Origin of the sequence: Rugamonas violacea, assembly GCF_016461825.1 — a bacterium.
Classification (GTDB): domain Bacteria; phylum Pseudomonadota; class Gammaproteobacteria; order Burkholderiales; family Burkholderiaceae_D; genus Rugamonas.
In genome coordinates this window covers 218,968-237,797 of record NZ_JAEMNU010000031.1, presented here as the reverse complement: position 1 = coordinate 237,797, position 18,830 = coordinate 218,968, and the positions used below count along the sequence as shown (strand labels likewise).

16 protein-coding genes are annotated in these 18,830 nt (G+C 65.0%); 7 read left to right on the top strand and 9 right to left on the bottom strand.

Features of this window, described 5'->3' with window-relative positions; translation table 11 throughout:
• The coding region (locus tag H7U20_RS06795; protein WP_233410543.1) for a M15 family metallopeptidase at positions 1-587 on the top strand (587 nt) is incomplete at its 5' end.
• A 67-nt stretch (positions 588-654) separates the two neighbouring features.
• On the opposite strand, the gene H7U20_RS06790 is transcribed toward H7U20_RS06795, so the two are convergent.
• From H7U20_RS06790 to H7U20_RS06780, 3 genes are all read right to left on the bottom strand, one after another.
• Positions 655-1,149, bottom strand: a complete 495-nt coding sequence (locus tag H7U20_RS06790) for a type II secretion system protein (RefSeq protein ID WP_199518840.1) — start codon at positions 1,147-1,149, stop codon at positions 655-657.
• A 196-nt stretch (positions 1,150-1,345) separates the two neighbouring features.
• Positions 1,346-2,833, bottom strand: coding sequence for a D-alanyl-D-alanine carboxypeptidase/D-alanyl-D-alanine endopeptidase (dacB, locus tag H7U20_RS06785; protein ID WP_199518839.1), 1,488 nt, complete (start codon positions 2,831-2,833; stop codon positions 1,346-1,348).
• Between the two features lie 16 nt (positions 2,834-2,849).
• The gene (locus H7U20_RS06780) at positions 2,850-4,088 is read right to left on the bottom strand and encodes a nucleoside recognition domain-containing protein (protein WP_199518838.1); all 1,239 of its coding nucleotides are present in this window, start codon (positions 4,086-4,088) and stop codon (positions 2,850-2,852) included.
• A gap of 187 nt (positions 4,089-4,275) precedes the next feature.
• On the opposite strand from H7U20_RS06780, the gene H7U20_RS06775 reads away from it, so the two are divergent.
• The 5 genes from H7U20_RS06775 to H7U20_RS06755 all read left to right on the top strand — a co-directional run bounded on the left by H7U20_RS06775 (position 4,276) and on the right by H7U20_RS06755 (position 11,711).
• Entirely contained in the window at positions 4,276-6,189 is a 1,914-nt protein-coding gene (locus H7U20_RS06775; RefSeq protein ID WP_199518837.1) for an ABC transporter substrate-binding protein, read from the top strand.
• 205 nt (positions 6,190-6,394) lie between these two features.
• Positions 6,395-9,157, top strand: coding sequence for a TonB-dependent receptor domain-containing protein (locus H7U20_RS06770; RefSeq protein WP_199518836.1), 2,763 nt, complete (start codon positions 6,395-6,397; stop codon positions 9,155-9,157).
• Between the two features lie 95 nt (positions 9,158-9,252).
• Complete coding sequence (locus tag H7U20_RS06765) at positions 9,253-10,335, top strand: S66 peptidase family protein (protein ID WP_199518835.1); 1,083 nt, start codon at positions 9,253-9,255, stop codon at positions 10,333-10,335.
• Positions 10,336-10,883: 548 nt separating this feature from the next.
• The gene (locus H7U20_RS06760) at positions 10,884-11,225 is read left to right on the top strand and encodes a hypothetical protein (RefSeq protein WP_199518834.1); all 342 of its coding nucleotides are present in this window, start codon (positions 10,884-10,886) and stop codon (positions 11,223-11,225) included.
• Positions 11,226-11,327: 102 nt separating this feature from the next.
• Positions 11,328-11,711, top strand: coding sequence for a hypothetical protein (locus H7U20_RS06755; protein ID WP_199518833.1), 384 nt, complete (start codon positions 11,328-11,330; stop codon positions 11,709-11,711).
• 89 nt (positions 11,712-11,800) lie between these two features.
• Here the strand turns inward: H7U20_RS06755 and H7U20_RS06750 are convergent, their stop codons facing one another.
• Positions 11,801-12,301 (bottom strand): hypothetical protein, encoded by a 501-nt coding sequence (locus tag H7U20_RS06750; protein ID WP_199518832.1) that lies wholly within the window; start codon positions 12,299-12,301, stop codon positions 11,801-11,803.
• A 48-nt stretch (positions 12,302-12,349) separates the two neighbouring features.
• Positions 12,350-12,880, bottom strand: a complete 531-nt coding sequence (locus tag H7U20_RS06745) for a lysozyme (RefSeq protein ID WP_199518831.1) — start codon at positions 12,878-12,880, stop codon at positions 12,350-12,352.
• Positions 12,881-13,110: 230 nt separating this feature from the next.
• On the opposite strand from H7U20_RS06745, the gene H7U20_RS06740 reads away from it, so the two are divergent.
• Positions 13,111-13,602, top strand: a complete 492-nt coding sequence (locus H7U20_RS06740) for an Hcp family type VI secretion system effector (RefSeq protein WP_199518830.1) — start codon at positions 13,111-13,113, stop codon at positions 13,600-13,602.
• 130 nt (positions 13,603-13,732) lie between these two features.
• Here H7U20_RS06740 and H7U20_RS06735 read toward each other — a convergent pair whose 3' ends face one another.
• The 4 genes from H7U20_RS06735 to aceK form a co-directional block, all read right to left on the bottom strand.
• Positions 13,733-14,860 carry an acyl-CoA dehydrogenase family protein gene (locus H7U20_RS06735; protein ID WP_199518829.1) on the bottom strand — a complete coding sequence of 376 codons (1,128 nt, stop codon included), beginning with the start codon at positions 14,858-14,860 and terminating at the stop codon, positions 13,733-13,735.
• 79 nt (positions 14,861-14,939) lie between these two features.
• Positions 14,940-15,608: an SDR family oxidoreductase gene (locus H7U20_RS06730; protein ID WP_199518828.1), complete on the bottom strand. Its 669-nt coding sequence runs from the start codon at positions 15,606-15,608 to the stop codon at positions 14,940-14,942.
• Positions 15,609-15,737: 129 nt separating this feature from the next.
• Complete coding sequence (locus H7U20_RS06725; RefSeq protein WP_199518827.1) at positions 15,738-16,934, bottom strand: acetyl-CoA C-acyltransferase; 1,197 nt, start codon at positions 16,932-16,934, stop codon at positions 15,738-15,740.
• A complete protein-coding gene (aceK, locus tag H7U20_RS06720; RefSeq protein ID WP_199518826.1) occupies positions 16,927-18,756 on the bottom strand; it encodes a bifunctional isocitrate dehydrogenase kinase/phosphatase in 1,830 nt (609 codons plus the stop codon). Before aceK ends, H7U20_RS06725 begins: the two co-directional genes overlap by 8 nt.
• Between the last annotated feature and the right edge of the window lie 74 nt (positions 18,757-18,830).

Here is an 18,830-nt window from a genome sequence, read left to right as displayed (position 1 = left end):
CCCCCCCCCCCGACCCGGCCTTCCGCCACCTGTCCGAGGTGGCCGGCATCGGCGTCGACCTGCGCTACGCCACGGCGGACAACTTCGTCGGCCGCGACCTGTACAACCCGCTCGACTGCGCCTGGTTGCACCGCGACGGCGCCGCCGCGCTGGAGCGGGCCGTCGCTTGGCTGGCCGCGCAGCGTCCCGACCACCGCCTGCTGGTGCTCGACGCGCTGCGCCCGCAGCGCGTGCAGGAACAGTTGTGGCAGGCCTTGCAGGGCACCGAGCTGCTGGGCTACATCGCCGAGCCGCAACGCGGCTCGATCCACTCCTTCGGCATGGCGGTCGACATCACCATCGTCGACGCCGCCGGCCGCGAGCTGGACATGGGCACCGGCTTCGACGACCTGAGCGAGCGTTCCCATCCGGCGCTGGAGCGGCAGTTGCTGGCGGCCGGCGCGCTGGCGGCGCAGCACGTGGCCAACCGCCAACTGTTGCGCGACGCCATGTTCCAGGCCGGCTGGGTCGGCATCCGCAGCGAGTGGTGGCACTTCGACTGCGGCGACCGCGTTCTGGTGCGGCAGAACTACACGCGGGTGTTGTAGCGGGCGCGGCGGGACGGCCGGTTCAAAGAGGCGGCGGCATGGCCATCATGCCAAGCCGGCGAAGCGACTACTTGCTCGCCTCAAATGGATGAGACTCGTTCGCCTCATGTTGAACGAGCCAATCGGCGAACGACAATTTGTATCCGCTGGAATGGCTCAGGTAGTGCAGCATGTGCGGCGGCAAGCGTAGCGTGCCCGGCACAGGCGCAGCAAGCTCGGCAAGCGTGGCCGGATAGCGTCCGTGCATCGCATGGTAGTTCGCCAAAGCCACACGCACCTGCTCGCCGTCTTGAACGCAAGCGTTGAAAGCGTGCCTGGCCTCGCGCGCGCCAATTGCCCACGCCGTGCCGAAGATCAAGACAAGACCAAGGGCCGCGATCACAGCCATGGCGCGGCCGACCCGCCAAAGCGTCCCTGCGGCCGCCGCCGCGATGGCGACGGCAACCAGCAGGTCGCGAACCGGAAGCGGCCCGGCTTGGTGTTCGCCCAACCACAGCCCGCAAACAATGGCAAAGGCCAGGATGCAACAAGTGGCAAGGCACTGGCGTTTAAGGTACGACATCGTGTCCATCTTTGCGGGCTAGTGTTTGACAGCGAACGAATCGCGAAGCGGGGTCAGGAAGCGGGGTCAGTGCCGACATTCGGACACGGCCTCAACAGCTCTTCAATTTGAGTGGAGTCGCCGCCACCTTACGATACAGCTGAGCTTGTGTCCGAATGTCGGCACTGACCCTGCCCTCTGACCCCGCCCTTATTGCTTAGGGCAGGGTGGTGGCGTCGCTGCGGGCGACCCAGTCGACCAGGGCGTCGAGCACGGCGCGGCCGGCGCCGTTGGCGACGTGGGCGTCGTTGATCATCGCCACCACCACGCACTGCTGGTTCGCCGCGTCCGGCACAAAGCCGGCCAGCGCCGCCACGCCGCTCAGGCTGCCGGTCTTGAGGCGCGCGCGCAGGGCCGCCGGGCTGTCCTTGAGGCGCTGGCGCATGGTGCCGTCGAGCGCGGCGATGGGCAGGCTGGCGGCGAACTCGGGCGCCCACAGGCTGCGCTGCGCCGCCTGCAACACGGCGGCCAGCTGGGCCGGCCGGATCCGCTCGACGCGCGACAGGCCGGCGCCGTTTTCCAACACCAGGCCTTGTTGATCGATGCCGCGCTCGCGCATCCAGTTGCGCACCGCCAGGTCGGCGCGCGCCGCCGTGGTTTGGCCGGACGGCTCGGGCGGCAGCGCGCGGCTGCCCAGCGCGGCGTCCGCCTCCAGGCTGCCCAGGCTGAGGAAGAGGGTGTGGGCCAGGGTGTTGTCGGAATGCTTGTTGGTGTCGCGCAGCACCTCGGCCAGGGTGCGCGATTGGTGCGCACTCAGCAGGCGGGCGGCGGCCGGCGTGGCTTGCTCGGCCGTGGCCTCGCGCACTTCGCCGCCCAGGCTGCCGCCGAGCCGGCTCCAGCTGCCGCGCAGCAGCCGCTCCAGGTAGTCGTGGCGGTCGAGCACGTTGATGCTGGTCGATTTGCTGCAATCCTTGGGGAAGCTGCCGCGCAGTACCACCTTCAGCTTGCCGCCATGGCGCTCGACCTCGGGCGGCTTCCAGCCGGCTTCCCAGTTGGCGCAGGGGGCGTCGATCAGCTTGAGCTCGGAGGCGACGCTGACCCGGTCCAGCTCGGGCGTCAGCAGCAGCTTCAGGCTGTTGCCGCCGGCCTCCATGTCGAGCTTGAGCAGGTTGCTGTTGACCAGCAGGGCGTCCGGCACCACGTTGTAGTAGGCGTAGGGATATTCGTCGAAGGGCGGCAGTTCGGCGTCGAGCCGGGCCGGCTGGAACAACTGGCGGTCGAGCACGATGTCGCCCTTGATCTTGCGGATGCCCTGGTTGCGCAGCGTTTGCAGCATGTGGTACAGGGCGTCTTCGTTGAGGTCGCTGTCGGCGCCGCCGCGCAGGTAGAGGTCGCCCTGCAGCACGCCCTTGACCAGCTCGGCGCTGCTGCGCAGCTCGGTGCGGCCGCGGAACACGGGACCGAGCTGCTCCAGCGCGGCCATGGTGGTCAGCACTTTCATGGTCGAGGCCGGTTGCATGCTGCGCTCGCCGCCGTGCCACAGCAGGGTGCGCGGGCCGCGCAGCACGACGACGCCGACGGCGTCCTGCGGGATGTTGGCGGCTTGCAGCATCTGGACGATGGGCTCGGGCAGCGCGGCGTGGACGGCGCCGGCGGCGGCCAGCAGGCCGGCCAGCAGGGTGTGCATCAGGGGACGACGAAACATGGGGGCGCTCACGGTATCAATGGAAGAACAGGTAGGCGACGAAGATGGCCGCCACCACGCCGGCCAGGTCGGCGATCAGGCCGCAGGAGATGGCGTAGCGCGTCTTGCGGATGCCGACCGAGCCGAAGTACAGGGCGACGATGTAGAAGGTGGTGTCGGCCGAGCCCTGGAACACGCAGGCCAGCCGGCCGACGAAGGAGTCGACGCCGTAGGTTTTCATGGCGTCGATCATCATCGCCTTCGAGCCGCTGCCGCTGAGCGGCTTCATCATCGCGGTCGGCAGCGCCGGCACGAAGTCGGTGTTGACGCCGAGCAGATTGAAGAACCAGTTGAAGCCCTCGACGACGAAGCCGAACACGCCGGCGTTGCGGATCACGCTGATCGCCACCAGCATGCCGACCAGGTAGGGGATCACCGTCAGCGAGGTTTGGATGCCGCCCTTGGCGCCCTCGATGAAGGCTTCGTAGACGTTGACCTTGCGGCGCAGCGCGCCGATGATGAAGGTGGCGATGACCAGCATCAGCACCAGGTTGCTGACCACCTTGGAGACCAGTTCGATCTCCTCCTTGTTCAAATACTGGGTGAAGTAGAAGATCATGCCGGCGATGGCGGCGGTCATGCCGCCCAGCCAGCCCAGCACGACGCGGTTGAGCAGGTTGATGCGCTGGCGGATCGACACGCCGATGATGCCGACCACGGTGGCGACATAGGTGGCGATCATGCAGGGGATGAAGATGTCGGACGGGTCGGCGGCGCCGAGGATGGAGCGCTGCGCCATGATGGCCAGCGGGATCAGGGTCAGGCCGGAGGTGTGCAGCACCAGGAACATGATCTGCGCGTTGCTGGCCTCGTCCTTGTTGGGGTTGAGGGTTTGCAGGCTTTCCATGGCCTTCAGGCCGAACGGGGTGGCGGCGTTGTCCAGGCCGAGCAGGTTGGCCGAGAAGTTCATCACCATGTGGCCGGTGGCCGGGTGGTTCTTCGGCACGTCGGGGAAGATGCGCGAGAAGAAGGGGGCGATGACGCGCGCCAGCAGGTCGACCACGCCGGCCTTTTCGCCGATGTTCATGATGCCCAGCCACAGCGTCATCACGCCGGCCAGCGGCAGGGCGATGTCCATCACGCCGGACTTGGCCGAGTCGAAGGTGCCGTCGATGATGCGTTTGAAAATCTCGGTGTCGCCAAGGAAGAGCCACTGCGCGAAGGCGGCGGCGAAGCCGACCAGAAAGAAGCCGGACCAGATGTAATTGAGCGACATAGATCGAAATTTTCCTGAAGCAAATTAAGCAATGTTGAAAGTATAGGGCCAGCCCGCGCCCGCTTGATGAAAGAATGCGCTTGGAACATGCTAAAAAGTTATATGCTGCCGGTCTGAATTCATTGGCGCGCCGGCTCCGCCCGGCTTAGCCTGCGCCGGGTGGCTGCCCTTACTGACTGGATCGCATATGAAGAAACCGTGTAACAAGGCGAGGACGGTGGTCGTCGGCGCCGTCACCGTGCTGCTGGCGCTGGCCGGCCATGCCCACGCCGCCGCCGCCGCCGCGTCCGCGTCCGCCGCCGGGCCGCCGCCGGCCGCCGCTCCCGCCGCCAGCGCCGCCGCTGCCGCCAGCGCTCCCGCCAGCGCTGCCGCCGTCGCGCCGGCCAAGGTCCTGCACGCCTTCCTCAGCACCGGCGAGACCGGCCTGGACCCCGCCGTCGCCACCGACCTGGCCAGCCTGAGCCTGCTGGAAAACCTGTTCGACCCGCTGCTGCGCTACGACTATCTGGCGCGCCCGGTCAAGCTGCAGGAAAACACCCTGCGCGCCATGCCCAAGGTCGAGGATGGCGGCCTGAGCTACACCTTCGAGCTGCGCCCCGGCATCTACTTCACGCCCGATCCCGCCTTCAAGGGCGTCAAGCGCGAGGTGACGGCGCAGGACTACGTCTACAGCCTCAAGCGCCTGTACGACCCGACGCTGAAATCGCCCTGGTTGTTTCTGCTCGAAGGAAAAATCGTCGGCGACGGCGCCCTGGCCGCCGCCAAGTTCGGCTACGACAGCGCCATCGCCGGCCTGCAAGCCGTCGACAAGTACACGCTGCGCATCCGCCTGAGCAAGCCCGACCCGAATTTCCTTTTCTGCCTGGCGATCCCGGCCACCGGCGTGGTGGCGCGCGAGGTGATCGAGGCCTATCCCGGCCAAGCCGGCAACCACCCGGTCGGCAGCGCCGCCTTCATGATGGGCAACTGGAAGCACAGCGACAAGATCACCCTGCTGGCCAACCCCGACTTCCGCCCCACCGTGTTCCACGCCGGCGCCAACGTCGCGCCGCAGGACCGCGCGCTGGCCGCCAGCCTGGAAGGGCGCCGCCTGCCGCTGGTCGACCGTGTCGAGGTCAAAATCATGGAGGAGTACCAGTCGCGCATGCTGGGCTTCCTGAACGGCGAATTCGACTACCTGGAGCAGGTGCCGGAATCGCTGAAGGACATGGTGCTGGCGCCCGGCGGCGGCGCGCCCGCCTTGAAGCCGGCGCTGGCGCGCCAGGGCTTGGCGCTGTCCACCTTCCCCGTGCTGCAGACCTACTACATGTGGATGAACATGGACGACCCGCTGATCGGCGGCTACGGCAAGGACAAGGTGGCGCTGCGCCGCGCCATCGCGCTCGGCTACAACAGCGCCGAGGACATCGCCCTGCTGAAAAAGGGCCTGGCGCTGCCGGCCGAAACGCCGCTGCCGCCGAATGTGCTGGGCTACGACCCGGCCTACCGCGCGCCGGAGGGCTACGACCCGGCGCTGGCGCGCGCGCTGCTGGAGCGCTTCGGCTACCGCCTGGGCAAGGACGGCTTCCGCAGCCTGCCCGACGGCAAGCCGCTGACCCTGTTGATGCACTCCGAGCCGTCCACCGTGGGCCGGCTGCGCGACGAGTTCTGGCGCAAGAGCCTGAACGCCATCGGCTTGCGCGTCAATTTCAAGAGCGACAAGAAGACCGAGGTCATCAAGGCTTCGCGGCTGGGCAAGGTGATGATGTTCGAGACCAACTGGATCGCCGACTTCCCCGATGGCGACAACTTCTACCAGCTGCTGTACGGCGCCAACAGCGGCCGCGCCAACTACGCCCGCTTCAACTTGCCGGCTTTCAACCAGCGCTACGAGCAGGCCCGCCAGTTGCCCGATTCGCCGGAGCGCGCCCGCCTCTACCGCGAGATGGCGCAGTTGCTGCACGCCTACGCGCCGTGGGTGCTGCTGACCCATCCGATCTCGGCCGACATCCGCCAACCGTGGTTAAAAAACTACAAACGCCACCCCGTCGAGTTCACAGCTTGGCGTTATCTTGACATCAATATTTCTGAACGCCAACGTTCCGTTAAGATAGCGCCCTGACAGAACGTGCAACCATTTCAAAAGGTTATGGTTGCCTTAGAACATTTCATTGGCTGGCCGGGTTGGCAAGGGGCTACTCTGATTTGCTGGTAATAAAGCAATCATTAGGCAAGGCATCAACTTTGCCGCCATTACCGGACGAAAAGACCGGTAAAAAGAGTGGAAACAGGCGTATTCGGTGCAGGCATATTTAGGGAGAAACACTTTGAAGGTCAAGAAACTGGCGCACATGCTTGCGCTGATCGGTGCGGTCGCACCGTTCGCCAACGACGCCATGGCGCAAGCCGGCGCGCCCATCCAACGGGTCGAAATCACCGGCAGTAGCATCAAGCGCATCGCCAAGGAAGGCGCCTTGCCGATCCAGGTGGTGACGTTCGACACCATCGAAAAATCCGGCATCACCAGCACCGAGCAACTGGTGCGCAGCCTGTCGGCCAACGGCACCGGCGCCGACAATATGACCTCCGGCAACAACGTCTTCGGCGCCGACGCCGACCGCGTCAGCGGCGGCGCCTCCTTCGCCTCGCTGCGCGGGCTGGGACCGAACTCGACGCTGGTGCTGCTCAACGGCCGCCGCATCGCCACCCACGGCGCCAGCGGCAAGGCGGTCGACCTGAACTCGATTCCGCTGGGCGCCATCGCCCGCGTCGAGATCCTCAAGGACGGCGCCTCGGCCATCTACGGCACCGACGCCGTCGGCGGCGTGATGAACTTCATCCTGCGCGAGAACTACGACGGCATCGAGGCCAGCGCCTCGACCAACATCACCGAGCAGGGCGGCGGCCAGACCCGCCGCGTCTCCCTGCTGGCCGGCAAGGGCAAGCTGGCCGACGACGGCTACAACGTCATGGCCAGCGTGACCTATGACAAGGACGACCGGCTCAGCTCGTCGGACCGCAAGTTCGTCAACGGCTTCCAGCCTGCGCGCGGCCTGTCGCCCGACACCACCGGCACGCCCTTCGCCAACCAATTGAGCGGCGCCGGCACGGCGCTGGGCACCGGCTTCCAGCTGCCCGGCGACAGCAACACCTATTTGCAGGCCAACCCGCTGAGCTTCCAGGGCAAGTGCGACAGCCTGCCCGGCATGTCGCAGTACCAGACCGCGCTGTGGAAGGACGTCACCTCTCCGCTGCGCAGCAAGTATTCCTGCGCCTACGACTACGGCGCCGACTACGCCATCAGCTTCCCGGTCGAACGCCTGAACGCCATCTCGCGCGGCGCGCTGCAACTGAACGCCGACCACAAGCTGGTGTTCGAGGCCATGTACTCGCGCACCAAGGCCACCGCCGCGCTGACGCCGGTGCAGATCCAGACCAGCCTGGCCAACAAGAACGTCTACCCGGTCGGCGGCGCCTACTATCAGGACTTGTCGGCCTTCATTCCCAGCTTCGACAAGAGCAAACCCATCGCCTACAAGTGGCGCGCCACCGAGTGGGGCGACCGCACCCAGGAAAACATCACCGACAGCGCCCGCCTGCTGATCGCCGCCGAGGGCACCTTCCTCGGCAAGTGGGACTACAAGGCCGGCCTGTCGCGCGCCGAGAGCCAGACCAAGACCGCGCTGACCGAGGGCTACGGCTACACCAGCAAGATCTATTCGGCGCTGGCCAGCGGCATCATCAATCCGTGGCTGGCGCCGGGCCAGAGCCAGACCGCCGAGGCGCGCAGCCTGATCGAGTCGACCAAGTTCCGTGGCGATTTCCAGCACGGCAAAACCACGCTGACCCAGCTCGACGGCACCGTCTCCGGCGAGCTGTTGCAACTGCCGGCCGGCGCGCTGGCCATCGCCGCCGGTGTCGACCTGCGCCGCGAGGGTTACGACTTCGGCCAGAACGTCGACGCCACCGGCATCCTGCTGGCGCCGGGCAACGCCGCGTTGAGCAACGCCAGCCGCGACGTGCGCGCCATCTTCACCGAGCTGCTGGTGCCGGTGACCAAGGACCTGGAGCTGCAACTGGCGCTGCGCCGCGACCACTACAGCGTGTTCGGCGCCACCACCAATCCCAAGGTGGCCTTCCGCTACCAGCCGGCCGCCACGCTGTTGTTCCGCGGCTCGGCCAACAAGGGCTTCCTGGCGCCCAGCTTCACCCAGTTGTATTCGGCCCAGTTGTCGCAGGAACTGCCGAACGGCATCATCGACCCGATCTTCTGCCCGACCCATCCGGGCGACCCGGCCTTCTGCGCCATCGCGCGCCAGCCCTACCTGACCGGCGGCAACAGCAACTTGCGTCCGGAAAAATCCAAGCAGGGCACCTTGGGCATGGTGATCGAGCCGGTCAAGGGCTATTCCGCCTCGCTCGACTTCTGGGCCATCAACGTGCAGGACCGCATCCTGAACCGCACGCCGCAGGTGGTGCTGGCCAACGCCGCCGCGTTGTCCGCCAACATCATCCGCAACCCGGACAACACCATCAATTACATCCAGGCGGGCTGGATCAACGCCGCCGGCCTGCGCACGCGCGGCGCCGACATCGGCCTGCGCGGCGAGGGCCTGCTGTCCGGCTACAAGTGGAACGCCGCGCTGGACGGCACCTGGACCAAGAGCTTCAAGTTCGCCGAAATCCAAGGCCAGCAGTACAAGGAACTGGTCGGCAACTTCTACACCCGTGACATCTACCTGCGCTGGAAGCACAACGCCAGCCTGGGCGTGGCGCGCGGCGACTGGAGCGGCCTGTTGACGCAGAACTACAGCAGCGGCTACAAGGACCAGTTGCCCAACGGCGGCAAGGGTTCGCCGCCGGCCGGCTTCAAGGCCGACGTCAGCAGCTACACCACGTATGACGTCTCGGCCACCTACGGCGGCATCAAGCACGCCACCGTCACCGTCGGCATCAAGAACCTGCTCAACACCGATCCGCCGTTCACCGCGCACAACGTCGACGAAGTGGTCGGCGCCGGTTGGGACCCACGGGTCGCCGATCCACGCGGCCGCCAGTTGACGCTGCTGTTCAAATACAAGTTCCTCTAAGCGGGAACCGGACGGCGCCGCGCTTGCGGCGCCGTTTTTCCATCAACAAGGACCACGCCCGGTTGACGGCGTGTTGAGGCAACAGAAAGGCGGCGATGTCCGATTCCGCACCACTGAACCGGCGCCGTTTCGGCGCCTTGCTGGCCGGCGCCGCCGTGGTGGCGGCCCAGCCGGCCACGGCGCTGGCCGGCGCGCGCACCGCCCGGGGAGGCAAAGCCATGAAACAACACCTGCTCAAACCGGCCAGGCTACGGACGGGCGACGTGGTCGGCATCGTCGCGCCGGCCGGACCGTCGAATCCGGCCGCCATCGACCAGGCCGTGCGCAACCTGGAGGCGATGGGCCTGCGCGCCAAGCTGGGCGCGCATCTGGGCGAAGTGTATGGCAACTACGGCGGCAGCATCGAACACCGCGTCGCCGACCTGCACGCCATGTTCCTCGACCCCGAGGTCAAGGCCGTGTGGGCGATACGCGGCGGCTCCGGCTGCATCGCGCTGCTGTCCCATCTGAACTACAAGCTGATCCGCGGCAATCCGAAGATCCTGCTGGGTTTTTCCGATGTCACCGCGCTGCACCTGGCGCTGCAGCGCAGCGCCGGCCTGGTCAGCTTCCATGGTCCGGTGCTGTCGACGCCGTTCTCCGACTACACCCGCAACCATCTGCAGAACCTGCTGATGGCGCCGCAGGCCCACTACACCATCCCGATGGCGCAGGAGAACCTGGCCCGCGCCGTCGAGGCGCCGCAATACGCGCTGCGCACCGTGCGCGCCGGGCAGGCCAGCGGCCGCCTGATGGGCGGCAACCTGAGCATGGTCAGCGCGCTGGCCGGCACGCCCTACGCCGCCGATTTCCGCCAGGCCATCGTGTTTCTTGAGGACGTGGGCGAGGAGCCGTATCGCATCGACCGCATGATGACCCAGCTGCAGCTGAGCGAGGGCTTCGAACACGCGGCGGCGATGATGCTGGGCGTGTTCGAAAAATGCGCGCCGCCCGCCGACGAGGTGTCGTTGACCTTGGCGCAGACGCTGGACCAGCACCTGCTGCCGCTCAAGCTGCCGTCGGCCACCGGCTACTCCTTCGGCCACATCCGCGACCAGTTCACCCTGCCGCTCGGCCTGATGGCGCGCCTGGACACCGAGCAGCAGACCTTGACCCTGCTGGAGCCGGCGGTGCTGTAGCCGCGCCGACGGAAATAATATAAATAATTTGTGCGTCGCACAAAAATCTGTGATACACTACGTTCAGTGGTGAGGTTTGCATGCGGACAGTCCCACTATCCAAGGCATGCGCCACAAACCGGGTTGTGTAAGTTTGGTTTGTGCATGGCGACAAAAGCTTGGATTTGTAATTCCGAATACGATGGTCGATTTACACGTTGGGGGCACCACGCAGATAGCATGGGCGCCCGAGACTCTGGAGGCACTTTGCAGATAGCACAGGCGTCCGGCACACGATTAAACTATTGGTAATACATTGGAACAAAGCCCGCGAAAGTGGGCTTTTTTTTCGTCCGCGTTTTCCTTCTCCTTTCTCCCTTCTCCCTTTTTCCTTCCTCTTCTATTCCTCCATTTGTCCGCGCTTTTGTCGGCGCTCCGTCCAGTTGTAAGTGGATGTAAGACTCGGTAAGCGTATGTAATAGCCGTCAACTCAATCGTTGCGGCCGCCGTTTTCTGCTCAGTGATACGGGAATTGTCCCGGCGCCGACAACCAGAAAAAGGATTACATCATGCACAAAATCATCGCTTCCCTGATCGCCGCCCTGTTCGCTACCGCCGCATTCGCCCAAGCGCCTGCCGCCAGCACCGCCACCGTCGCCGCCAAGAGCGCGCCCGTCGCGGTCAAAGCCGAAACCAAGGACAGCAAAGGCGAGGTCAAGGCCGACGTGAAAAACAGCAAGGCCGTCGCCAAAACCGAAGCGAAAACCGAAGTCAAAGGCGAAGCCAAAACCGAAGTCAAGGCCGAGAAAAGCAAAGAACACCACAAGGACGACGGCAAAACCAAGCCGCATACCGAAGCCGCCAAGGTAGCGACGACGGAGCCTGCGAAAGCCGCAGCTGTGATCAAATAAGCCGGACCTCGAATCGCACGACGAACACGCCGGACGCTGTAAAAAAAAACTAAAACGGGAATTGTTCCCGGCACACCGAAAACCATTTAAAGGATTTATACCATGAGCAAAATCATCGCCAGCCTGATCGCCACCCTGTTCGCCACCGCCGCTTTCGCACAAGCACCGGCGCCGGCCGCCAGCGCCGCCACCGCCAGCAGCGCGCCGGTCGCCGCCCAGTCAGCGACCAAGGAAAGCAAGGCCCCAGTGAAGGGCGAAACCAAGGCGGTCGTGAAGGCCGAGACCAAGCAAGCGGCCAGCACCGGCGAGGTGAAAGCGGGCGGCGAAGCGGCCAAGCCTGAGGCGAAAGTGGCCAAGGTCAAGAAGTCGCATCACAAGGCGGCCAAGGCCAAGACCGAACCGAAGGAAGCTGCCAAGGTGACCACCGCGGCAACGCCGGCTGCGCCAGCAGCACTAGCAGGCGCACCAGCCGCAGCAGCAAAATAAGCTAGTCTCTAGCCGCAAAAAAAGACAGGGCGCCCTGTCTTTTTTGTTTTGGGGGAAGCCAGTTCACGCAGCTACACGGCTGGCGAAATTCAGCGTCCAGACCGGAGCGCGTCGAAGTAGAAGCCGTCCCAATGGACAACGATGTGATCTGGGGCCTTGAGGTAGATTTGGGTGCAGTGGGCGTCAATGGACGTCACCGGGTCTGGCAGCCCCATGTTCACTGAGCTGACATGACCTTCTTCCCTGAAAGACTTGGCCAGGTCGTCGACGCTGCGCTCGTAGCTGGGCCGTTTGCATATCCTGCTACCGATCACGAATCGATCCTTGGCGATCACGACGGTCTTGCCTATCATCGCCCGAGCTTGGCTGTTCGACATCGCCGCGATATCGGCGGAATCAAGCACTTTAGTTAGGCGCCATTTCCCGTAGATGTCCGCATTCGCAGTGGTATTTGCCGAAATTCCTGCTTTCGCGTGCGATGTCGCCGCTGCGTCGGCGGCGCTCGTGACAATTGGCGCGAGCAGGAAAGATGCGAAGGCCAGCAGGGCGGCCGCTTGGCGTGTTCCCGTGATCAGGCAAACGAGCTTCATGTGGAATCTCCTTACTGGTGGCTGGATTTGACGCAAGGCGAACATCGGCTATTTTGAAGGCAGGCGAAATGGCGCGCTCTCCTCTGCACGTCTTCCCACGAGTCCGTGCGCGATCACCTTCTTCGAGCCTTTCTTTGTTCTGACGGTCATGTAGATTGTGCGGGAAATCGCACTCGCGGCACCTTTGAAGTCACCATCGTCAACGAGCGAGAGGACATTCTCAGCTCCCTTTCCTCCTGCGTTGTAGACGAAGCTGACCAACGCGTCGAATTGTGCTTGGTTGAGTGCTTGGTGGCTCACGTTGCGGCGGACGATCCCCTCGGCGAGGGTAATCCTGGATGCAAAGGCCGCCTCGACTTCGGCCGGCCCGACCTTGGTCTTGAGCTCGTCGGCAGTGCAAGGACCTTTGTGGGCGAGTGTACCAATACCCCACGTGCAATTCCCCCGGCCAGGCTTGCCTCCGTCATCGTAATAGTAGTATTTGGGGTCTTCATGCTGGCGCATGCGCGCCTTGGCGGCTGAGCTCATCTTCAGCTTGGATTTGTCGGTCTTGGTGTCCGTTAAGGCGTCATCTGGCATGTTTTTCTCCACAGTGGCTTGGTGCCCCGCTGATCACGGTTGGGTCAGCTTGAGCACACTCTAGGCCCACCCTGTCTTTTTTCTCTGACATCGCGCAACGGCCTGCAACTACGAGTCACGCCATATGTGACATGGCGGGTTTTGAGCAGCCTCAACGGGCACGGGGAACGACGGCGGAATAATGGCGTGGCGTCCGGCGCCGCCGCCCGCGAACCCAACAGGAGAAAGCCATGGCGATTGACGTCTATTTACGCATCGACGGCATCAGAGGCGAGTCGAACGACGAGCGTCACAAAGATTGGATTGAATGCAAATCTGTTCGCTGGGAGCTATCACAACCGAAGTCGGCGACGGCGTCGACTGGCGGTGGACATACGGCCGAACGAAGCGACCATGGTGACATCGTCCTTTCTAAGCTTGCCGACCTATCCACGCCATTACTGTTGCAGACCTGTTCGTCGGGCAAGACCATACCAACGGCGACAATTGAATTCATGCGCGCCGACGCAATGGGGGATCGGGTCAAGTACTTCGAGATCGCGTTGGAGAACGTGTTGATTGGCGGCGTTTTCCCGAGCGTCAGCGAGGGCGACATTCTTGGCGAGCACGTCGCGTTGAAGTACTCGAAGATCAAATGGAAATACACGCAGCAAAAAATTAGCGGCGGCTCCGGCGGCAACACTGCGGGTGGCTGGGATTTGTCGGTCAATCGGATCGCTTGATCTGCTTCCGCTCTTGAGGCCGGGCCGAGGTGGTCGCAAACTGCGAGCACCTCGGCAAAGTAAAATCCACGCGGCCGCTGCCGCCCACCTTCACGGAGCACGGCACGATGCGCACTACCGGTTCAGTCGATTACAAAGCGCGGGCGATGAGGATCTTCTGGATGTCGCTGGTGCCCTCGTAGATCTGGCAGACGCGCACGTCGCGGTAGATGCGCTCGACCGGGAAGTCGGACACGTAGCCGTAGCCGCCGTGTACCTGGATCGCGTCCGAGCAGACCCGCTCGGCCATCTCCGAGGCGAACAGCTTGGCCATCGCCGCCTCCTTCAGGCAGGGCAGGCCGGCGTCCTTCATTGAGGCGGCGTGGCGGATCAACTGGCGCGCCGCTTCGATCTGCGTCGCCATGTCGGCCAGGCGGAACTGCACCGCCTGGTGCTCGAAGATGGCCTTGCCGAAGCTCTCGCGTTCGCGCGCGTAGTGCAGCGCCGCCTCATACGCGGCGCGCGCCATGCCGACCGCCTGCGAGGCGATGCCGATGCGGCCGCCCTCCAGGCCGGACAGGGCGATCTTGTAACCCTGGCCTTCCTCGCCGATCAAATTCTCGGCCGGGATGCGGCAGTTCTCGAACAGGATTTGCGCCGTGTCCGACGAGTGCTGGCCCATCTTCTGTTCCAGCCCGGCGACGATGTAGCCGGGCGCCGAGGTCGGCACCCAGAAAGCGCTGATGCCCTTCTTGCCGGCCGCCTTGTCGGTCACCGCCATGACGATGGCGACGTCGGCGTATTTGCCGCTGGTGATGAACTGCTTGACGCCGTTGAGCACGTATTCATCGCCCTCGCGCACGGCGGTGGTGTGCAGCGCCGAGGCGTCGCTGCCGGTGTGCGGCTCGGTCAGGCAGAAGGCGCCCAGCATGTCGCCCTGCGCCAGCGGACGCAGCCATTGTTCCTTCTGCGCGTCGTTGGCGTACATCATGGCGATGCTGCAGACCGGGCAGTTGTTGACCGAGATGATGGTCGAGGTGCCGCCGTCGCCGGCGGCGATCTCTTCCAGCACCAGGGCCAGCGAGACATAGTCGAGGCCGGCGCCACCCAGCGCCTCCGGCACCGCCACGCCGAAGGCGCCCAGCGCCGCCAGTTCCTTCAACTCCTGTTTGGGGAAGTAGTGCTCCTTGTCCCAGCGCGCCGCGTTGGGCGCCAGGCGCTCCTGGGCGAAGCTGCGCAGGGCTTCGCGGATCATATTGTGTTCGTCGCTCAGTATCATGGGGTCTCAGTCTGTTGTCGTTGTTCTGTGTTGGTCTGCGTTGCGTTGCGTTGCGTTGCGTTGCTGCGGCGGCGCGGCGCTACCAGGCGATGGGCCGGCCGTCGTAGTTGCGGTACACCGCGTGCTCGTTGTGCGGCAGCTTGGCCAGGGTGGCGCGCATGCCGCTGGCGCTGTCCTCGACCGAGATGTCGGCCTCGGCGCCGCCCATGTCGGTGCGCACCCAGCCCGGGTGGAAGGCGACGCAGGTGGCGCCCTTGTTGCCGAAGGTGAGGGCGGTGTCGATCAGCACGGAGTTCAGCGCCGCCTTGCTGGCGCGGTACAGCGAGCCGCTGGCGTTGCCGCGCTCGCTGAGCGAGCCCATGTGCGAGGACAGCACGGCCAGCTTGCCGCGCGCCGCGCAGACCATCGGCGCGATGATGGGCAGCAGGCGCATCGCCGCCAGCACGTTGGTGTGCATCACGTGGTCGAAGTCGGACTGCAGCGGGAAGCTGTCGTCGCGCGGACCGTAGACGCCGGCGTTGAGGAAGACGACTTGCAGGTGCTCGCCTTCGAGCTTCCAGCCGAGGCCGGCGCAGGCCTCCAGGTTGGTGACGTCGAGGACGTGGCTTTCCGTGCCCAGTTCGGCGAGGGCGTCGCAGTCCACGGTGTTGCGCGCGGTGGCGATGACGCGCCAGCCGTCGGCCAGGTATTGCCGCGCCAGCTCGCGGCCGATGCCGCGCGAGGCGCCGATGATGAGTGCTGTGGGCATGCTGACACCTCAGTGTGGAATGTGGGATGGGTTGCGGGCCGGCCACACCCAAGGGCGGAACCTGGGGTCGGACCCGCCGGGTCCGACCCCGGCTTTCGGCCTTGGGGTGGGGGGAAGCTCAGCGGGCGATCAGGCCAGTTCGATCGCCACGGCGGTTGCTTCGCCGCCGCCGATGCACAGCGCCGCCACGCCGCGCTTGCCGCCGGTCTTGCGCAGGGCGCCGATCAGGGTGACGATGATGCGCGCGCCGGAGGCGCCGATCGGGTGGCCCAGCGCGCAGGCGCCGCCGTGGATGTTGATCTTGCTGTGCGGGATGTCGAGGTCGTGCATGGCGGCCATCGGCACGGCGGCGAAGGCTTCGTTGACTTCGTACAGGTCGACGCTGGCGCTGCTCCAGCCGGTCTTGGCGAACAATTTCCGCATCGCGCCGACCGGCGCGGTGGTGAACAGGTTCGGCGCCTGGGCGTGGGTGGCGTGGCCGACGATGGTGGCCAGCACGGTCAAGCCCTGTTCCTTGGCGCTGGAGGCGCGCATCAGCACCAGGGCGGCGGCGCCGTCGTTGATCGACGACGACGAGGCGGCGGTGATGCTGCCGTCCTTCTTGAAGGCGGCGCGCAGTGTCGGGATCTTTTCGATCTTGGCTTTCAGCGGGCCTTCGTCCTTGTCGATGACGGTGTCGCCGCCACGGCCGCTGACGGTCACCGGGGCGATTTCCCAGGCGAAGCTGCCGTCGGCCGCCGCCGCCTGGGCGCGCTGCACCGAGGCGATGGCGAAGGCGTCCTGCGCCTCGCGCGTGAAGCCGTACTGGCTGACGCATTCCTCGGCGAAGGTGCCCATCGAGCGGCCGTTGCCCTTGTCGTCCTTGCTGTAGGCGTCTTCCAGGCCGTCGAGCATCATGTGGTCGTAGATCATGCCGTGGCCGATGCGGTAGCCGCCGCGCGCCTTCGGCACCAGGTAGGGCGCGTTGGTCATCGATTCCATGCCGCCGGCGACGATCAGGTCGGCGCTGCCGGCCTTCAGGGCGTCGTGGGCGAAGATGGTGGCCTGCATGGCCGAGCCGCACATCTTGGACAGCGTGACGGCGGCCGCCGAGGTCGGCAGACCGGCCTTCAGCGCGGCCTGGCGCGCCGGCGCCTGGCCCTGGCCGGCCATCAGGCAGTTGCCGAAGTAGACGTGCTCGACCGCCTCGGGCTTGACGCCGGCTTGCGCGACGGCGGCCTTGATGGCCACCGCGCCCAGGTCGCTGGCGTTGACGTTGGAAAAGTCGCCCTGGAAGGCGCCCATGGGGGTGCGCGCGGCACCGACGATTACGATAGGATCATTCATTTTCTAGAGTCTCCATGAAGGGTGGCGGCGTCACCGTCGCCGTGGGTGTGGTCAGGTGTTGATTGCTGAAACGGATGTTCTGCGGATACGGGAAGACGTCCTCGACAAAGCCGTCGGCGATGCGCTGCTTGCGCGCCTGCCACCAGGCTTGGGTCAGCAGGTCGGCGTGGTGCTTCATGAAGTAGCGGCGGATCTTGGCGTTGCCCAGCAGGAAACGGCCGAACTGCTCGGGGAAGACGTCGTGCTTGCCGATCGGATACCAGGGCTCGGCCGACATCTCCTCCTCGTCGGTGCGCGCCTCGGGGATGTTGCGGAAGACGCAGTCGGTGATGTATTCGATCTCGTCGTAATCGTAGAACACCACGCGCTGGTGGCGGGTCACGCCGAAGTTCTTGTACAACATGTCGCCGGGGAAGATGTTGGCCGCCACCAGCTCCTTGATGGCGTTGCCGTATTCCAGCACGCCGTGCTCGATCTGCAGCTCGTTGCCTTCCTTCTCGGCGTTGGACAGCCAGATGTTGAGCGGCACCATGCGCCGCTCGATGTACAGGTGCTTGATGATCAGCTGCTCGCGGTCCTCCTCGACCAGCGAGGGGGCGAAGTGCTTGAGCTCGGCGATCAGGTCCTCGGTGAAGCGCTGCCGCGGGAAGGCCACGTTGGAGTATTCCAGGGTGTCGGCCATGCGGCCGACGCGGTCGTGGTTCTTCACCAGCAGGTATTTTTCCTTGATCAGGGCGCGGCTGGTTTCCTTGGGCGCCGGGAAGAAGTCCTTGATGACCTTGAACACGTAGGGAAAGGACGGCAGGGCGAACACCAGCATCACCAGGCCGCGGATGCCGGGGGCGATCTCGAACTGGTCGGACGAGTGCTTGAGGTGTTGCAGGTAGTCGCGGTAGAACAGCGTCTTGCCCTGCTTTTGCAGGCCGAGGATGGTGTAGATCTCGCTGCGCGGCTTGCGCGGCAGCAGGCTGCGCAGGAACTGCACATAGGCCGACGGCACCTCCATGTCGACCAGGAAGTAGGCGCGGGTGAAGGAGAACAGCACGGTGATCTGTTCCTGGTCGAACAGCACGGTGTCGAGGATCAGCTCGCCGTTGCGGTTGTGCAGGATCGGCACGACGAAGGGGTATTCCTTGTTGCCGTTGATGCCCTTGCCGACGATGTAGGCGCCCTTGTTGCGGTAGAACAGGCTCGACAGCACCTGGATCTGGTGGTTCGGCTCGATCTTGTTGCTGCCGAAGATAAGCCGCAGGCGCGCCTCGACCTGCTCGACGTCGCGGTCCAGGTTGGCGAAGGCGGCGTCGAGCTGGAAGTTGGTGATGATGCGCTTGAGCGTGAAGCGCAGGCCGTCGGTGCCGGGGTAGTAGACGCGGTAGGTCGGCGCCAGTTCCTCGGTTTCGATGTACTCGGTCGACACCACCGGGCGCACGAAGATGAAGTCGTTGTGGAAATAGGTGCGGTGCAGGATGTTGCAACAGACCGAGTTGAAGAAGGTTTCGGCCAGCTCGGGCTGCTTGTGGTCGGACAGCATGCCGATGAAGTGCAGCTTGAGCTCGCGCCACACCTCGTCGGTCAGCTCGGAATGGTCGTACTCGTCCTCCAGCATCTGCACGCATTCCTGCACGCGCTGGTCGTAGAAGCCGATGCGCTCGCGCGCGGCCTGCTGGGCGGTGGCCCAGGCGCCCTGCTCGAAGTGGGCCTTGGCCTGGCGGCTGGTGTCGCGGAACAGGCGGTAGTGCTTGTCGAAGCCGTCGCGGATGGTGCGGGCGATGTCGAAGGCGATCTGGGAACTCAGCAGTTTGGGAAAAGCGGCTTGGGTCATGGGTCCGTCTCGCTAGGGGGGCGCTAGGGTGCATTAGCGGGTCTAATAAAATCGCCGGCGATATCAGTCCAGCT

Coding starts and splice junctions, on each gene's coding strand:
- H7U20_RS06790 (WP_199518840.1), bottom strand. CDS start 1,149: ATGTCGTACCTTAAACGCCAGTGCCTTGCCACTTGTTGCATCCTGGCC.
- dacB (WP_199518839.1), bottom strand. CDS start 2,833: ATGTTTCGTCGTCCCCTGATGCACACCCTGCTGGCCGGCCTGCTGGCC.
- H7U20_RS06780 (WP_199518838.1), bottom strand. CDS start 4,088: ATGTCGCTCAATTACATCTGGTCCGGCTTCTTTCTGGTCGGCTTCGCC.
- H7U20_RS06775 (WP_199518837.1), top strand. CDS start 4,276: ATGAAGAAACCGTGTAACAAGGCGAGGACGGTGGTCGTCGGCGCCGTC.
- H7U20_RS06765 (WP_199518835.1), top strand. CDS start 9,253: ATGTCCGATTCCGCACCACTGAACCGGCGCCGTTTCGGCGCCTTGCTG.
- H7U20_RS06760 (WP_199518834.1), top strand. CDS start 10,884: ATGCACAAAATCATCGCTTCCCTGATCGCCGCCCTGTTCGCTACCGCC.
- H7U20_RS06755 (WP_199518833.1), top strand. CDS start 11,328: ATGAGCAAAATCATCGCCAGCCTGATCGCCACCCTGTTCGCCACCGCC.
- H7U20_RS06750 (WP_199518832.1), bottom strand. CDS start 12,301: ATGAAGCTCGTTTGCCTGATCACGGGAACACGCCAAGCGGCCGCCCTG.
- H7U20_RS06745 (WP_199518831.1), bottom strand. CDS start 12,880: ATGCCAGATGACGCCTTAACGGACACCAAGACCGACAAATCCAAGCTG.
- H7U20_RS06740 (WP_199518830.1), top strand. CDS start 13,111: ATGGCGATTGACGTCTATTTACGCATCGACGGCATCAGAGGCGAGTCG.
- H7U20_RS06735 (WP_199518829.1), bottom strand. CDS start 14,860: ATGATACTGAGCGACGAACACAATATGATCCGCGAAGCCCTGCGCAGC.
- H7U20_RS06730 (WP_199518828.1), bottom strand. CDS start 15,608: ATGCCCACAGCACTCATCATCGGCGCCTCGCGCGGCATCGGCCGCGAG.
- H7U20_RS06725 (WP_199518827.1), bottom strand. CDS start 16,934: ATGAATGATCCTATCGTAATCGTCGGTGCCGCGCGCACCCCCATGGGC.
- aceK (WP_199518826.1), bottom strand. CDS start 18,756: ATGACCCAAGCCGCTTTTCCCAAACTGCTGAGTTCCCAGATCGCCTTC.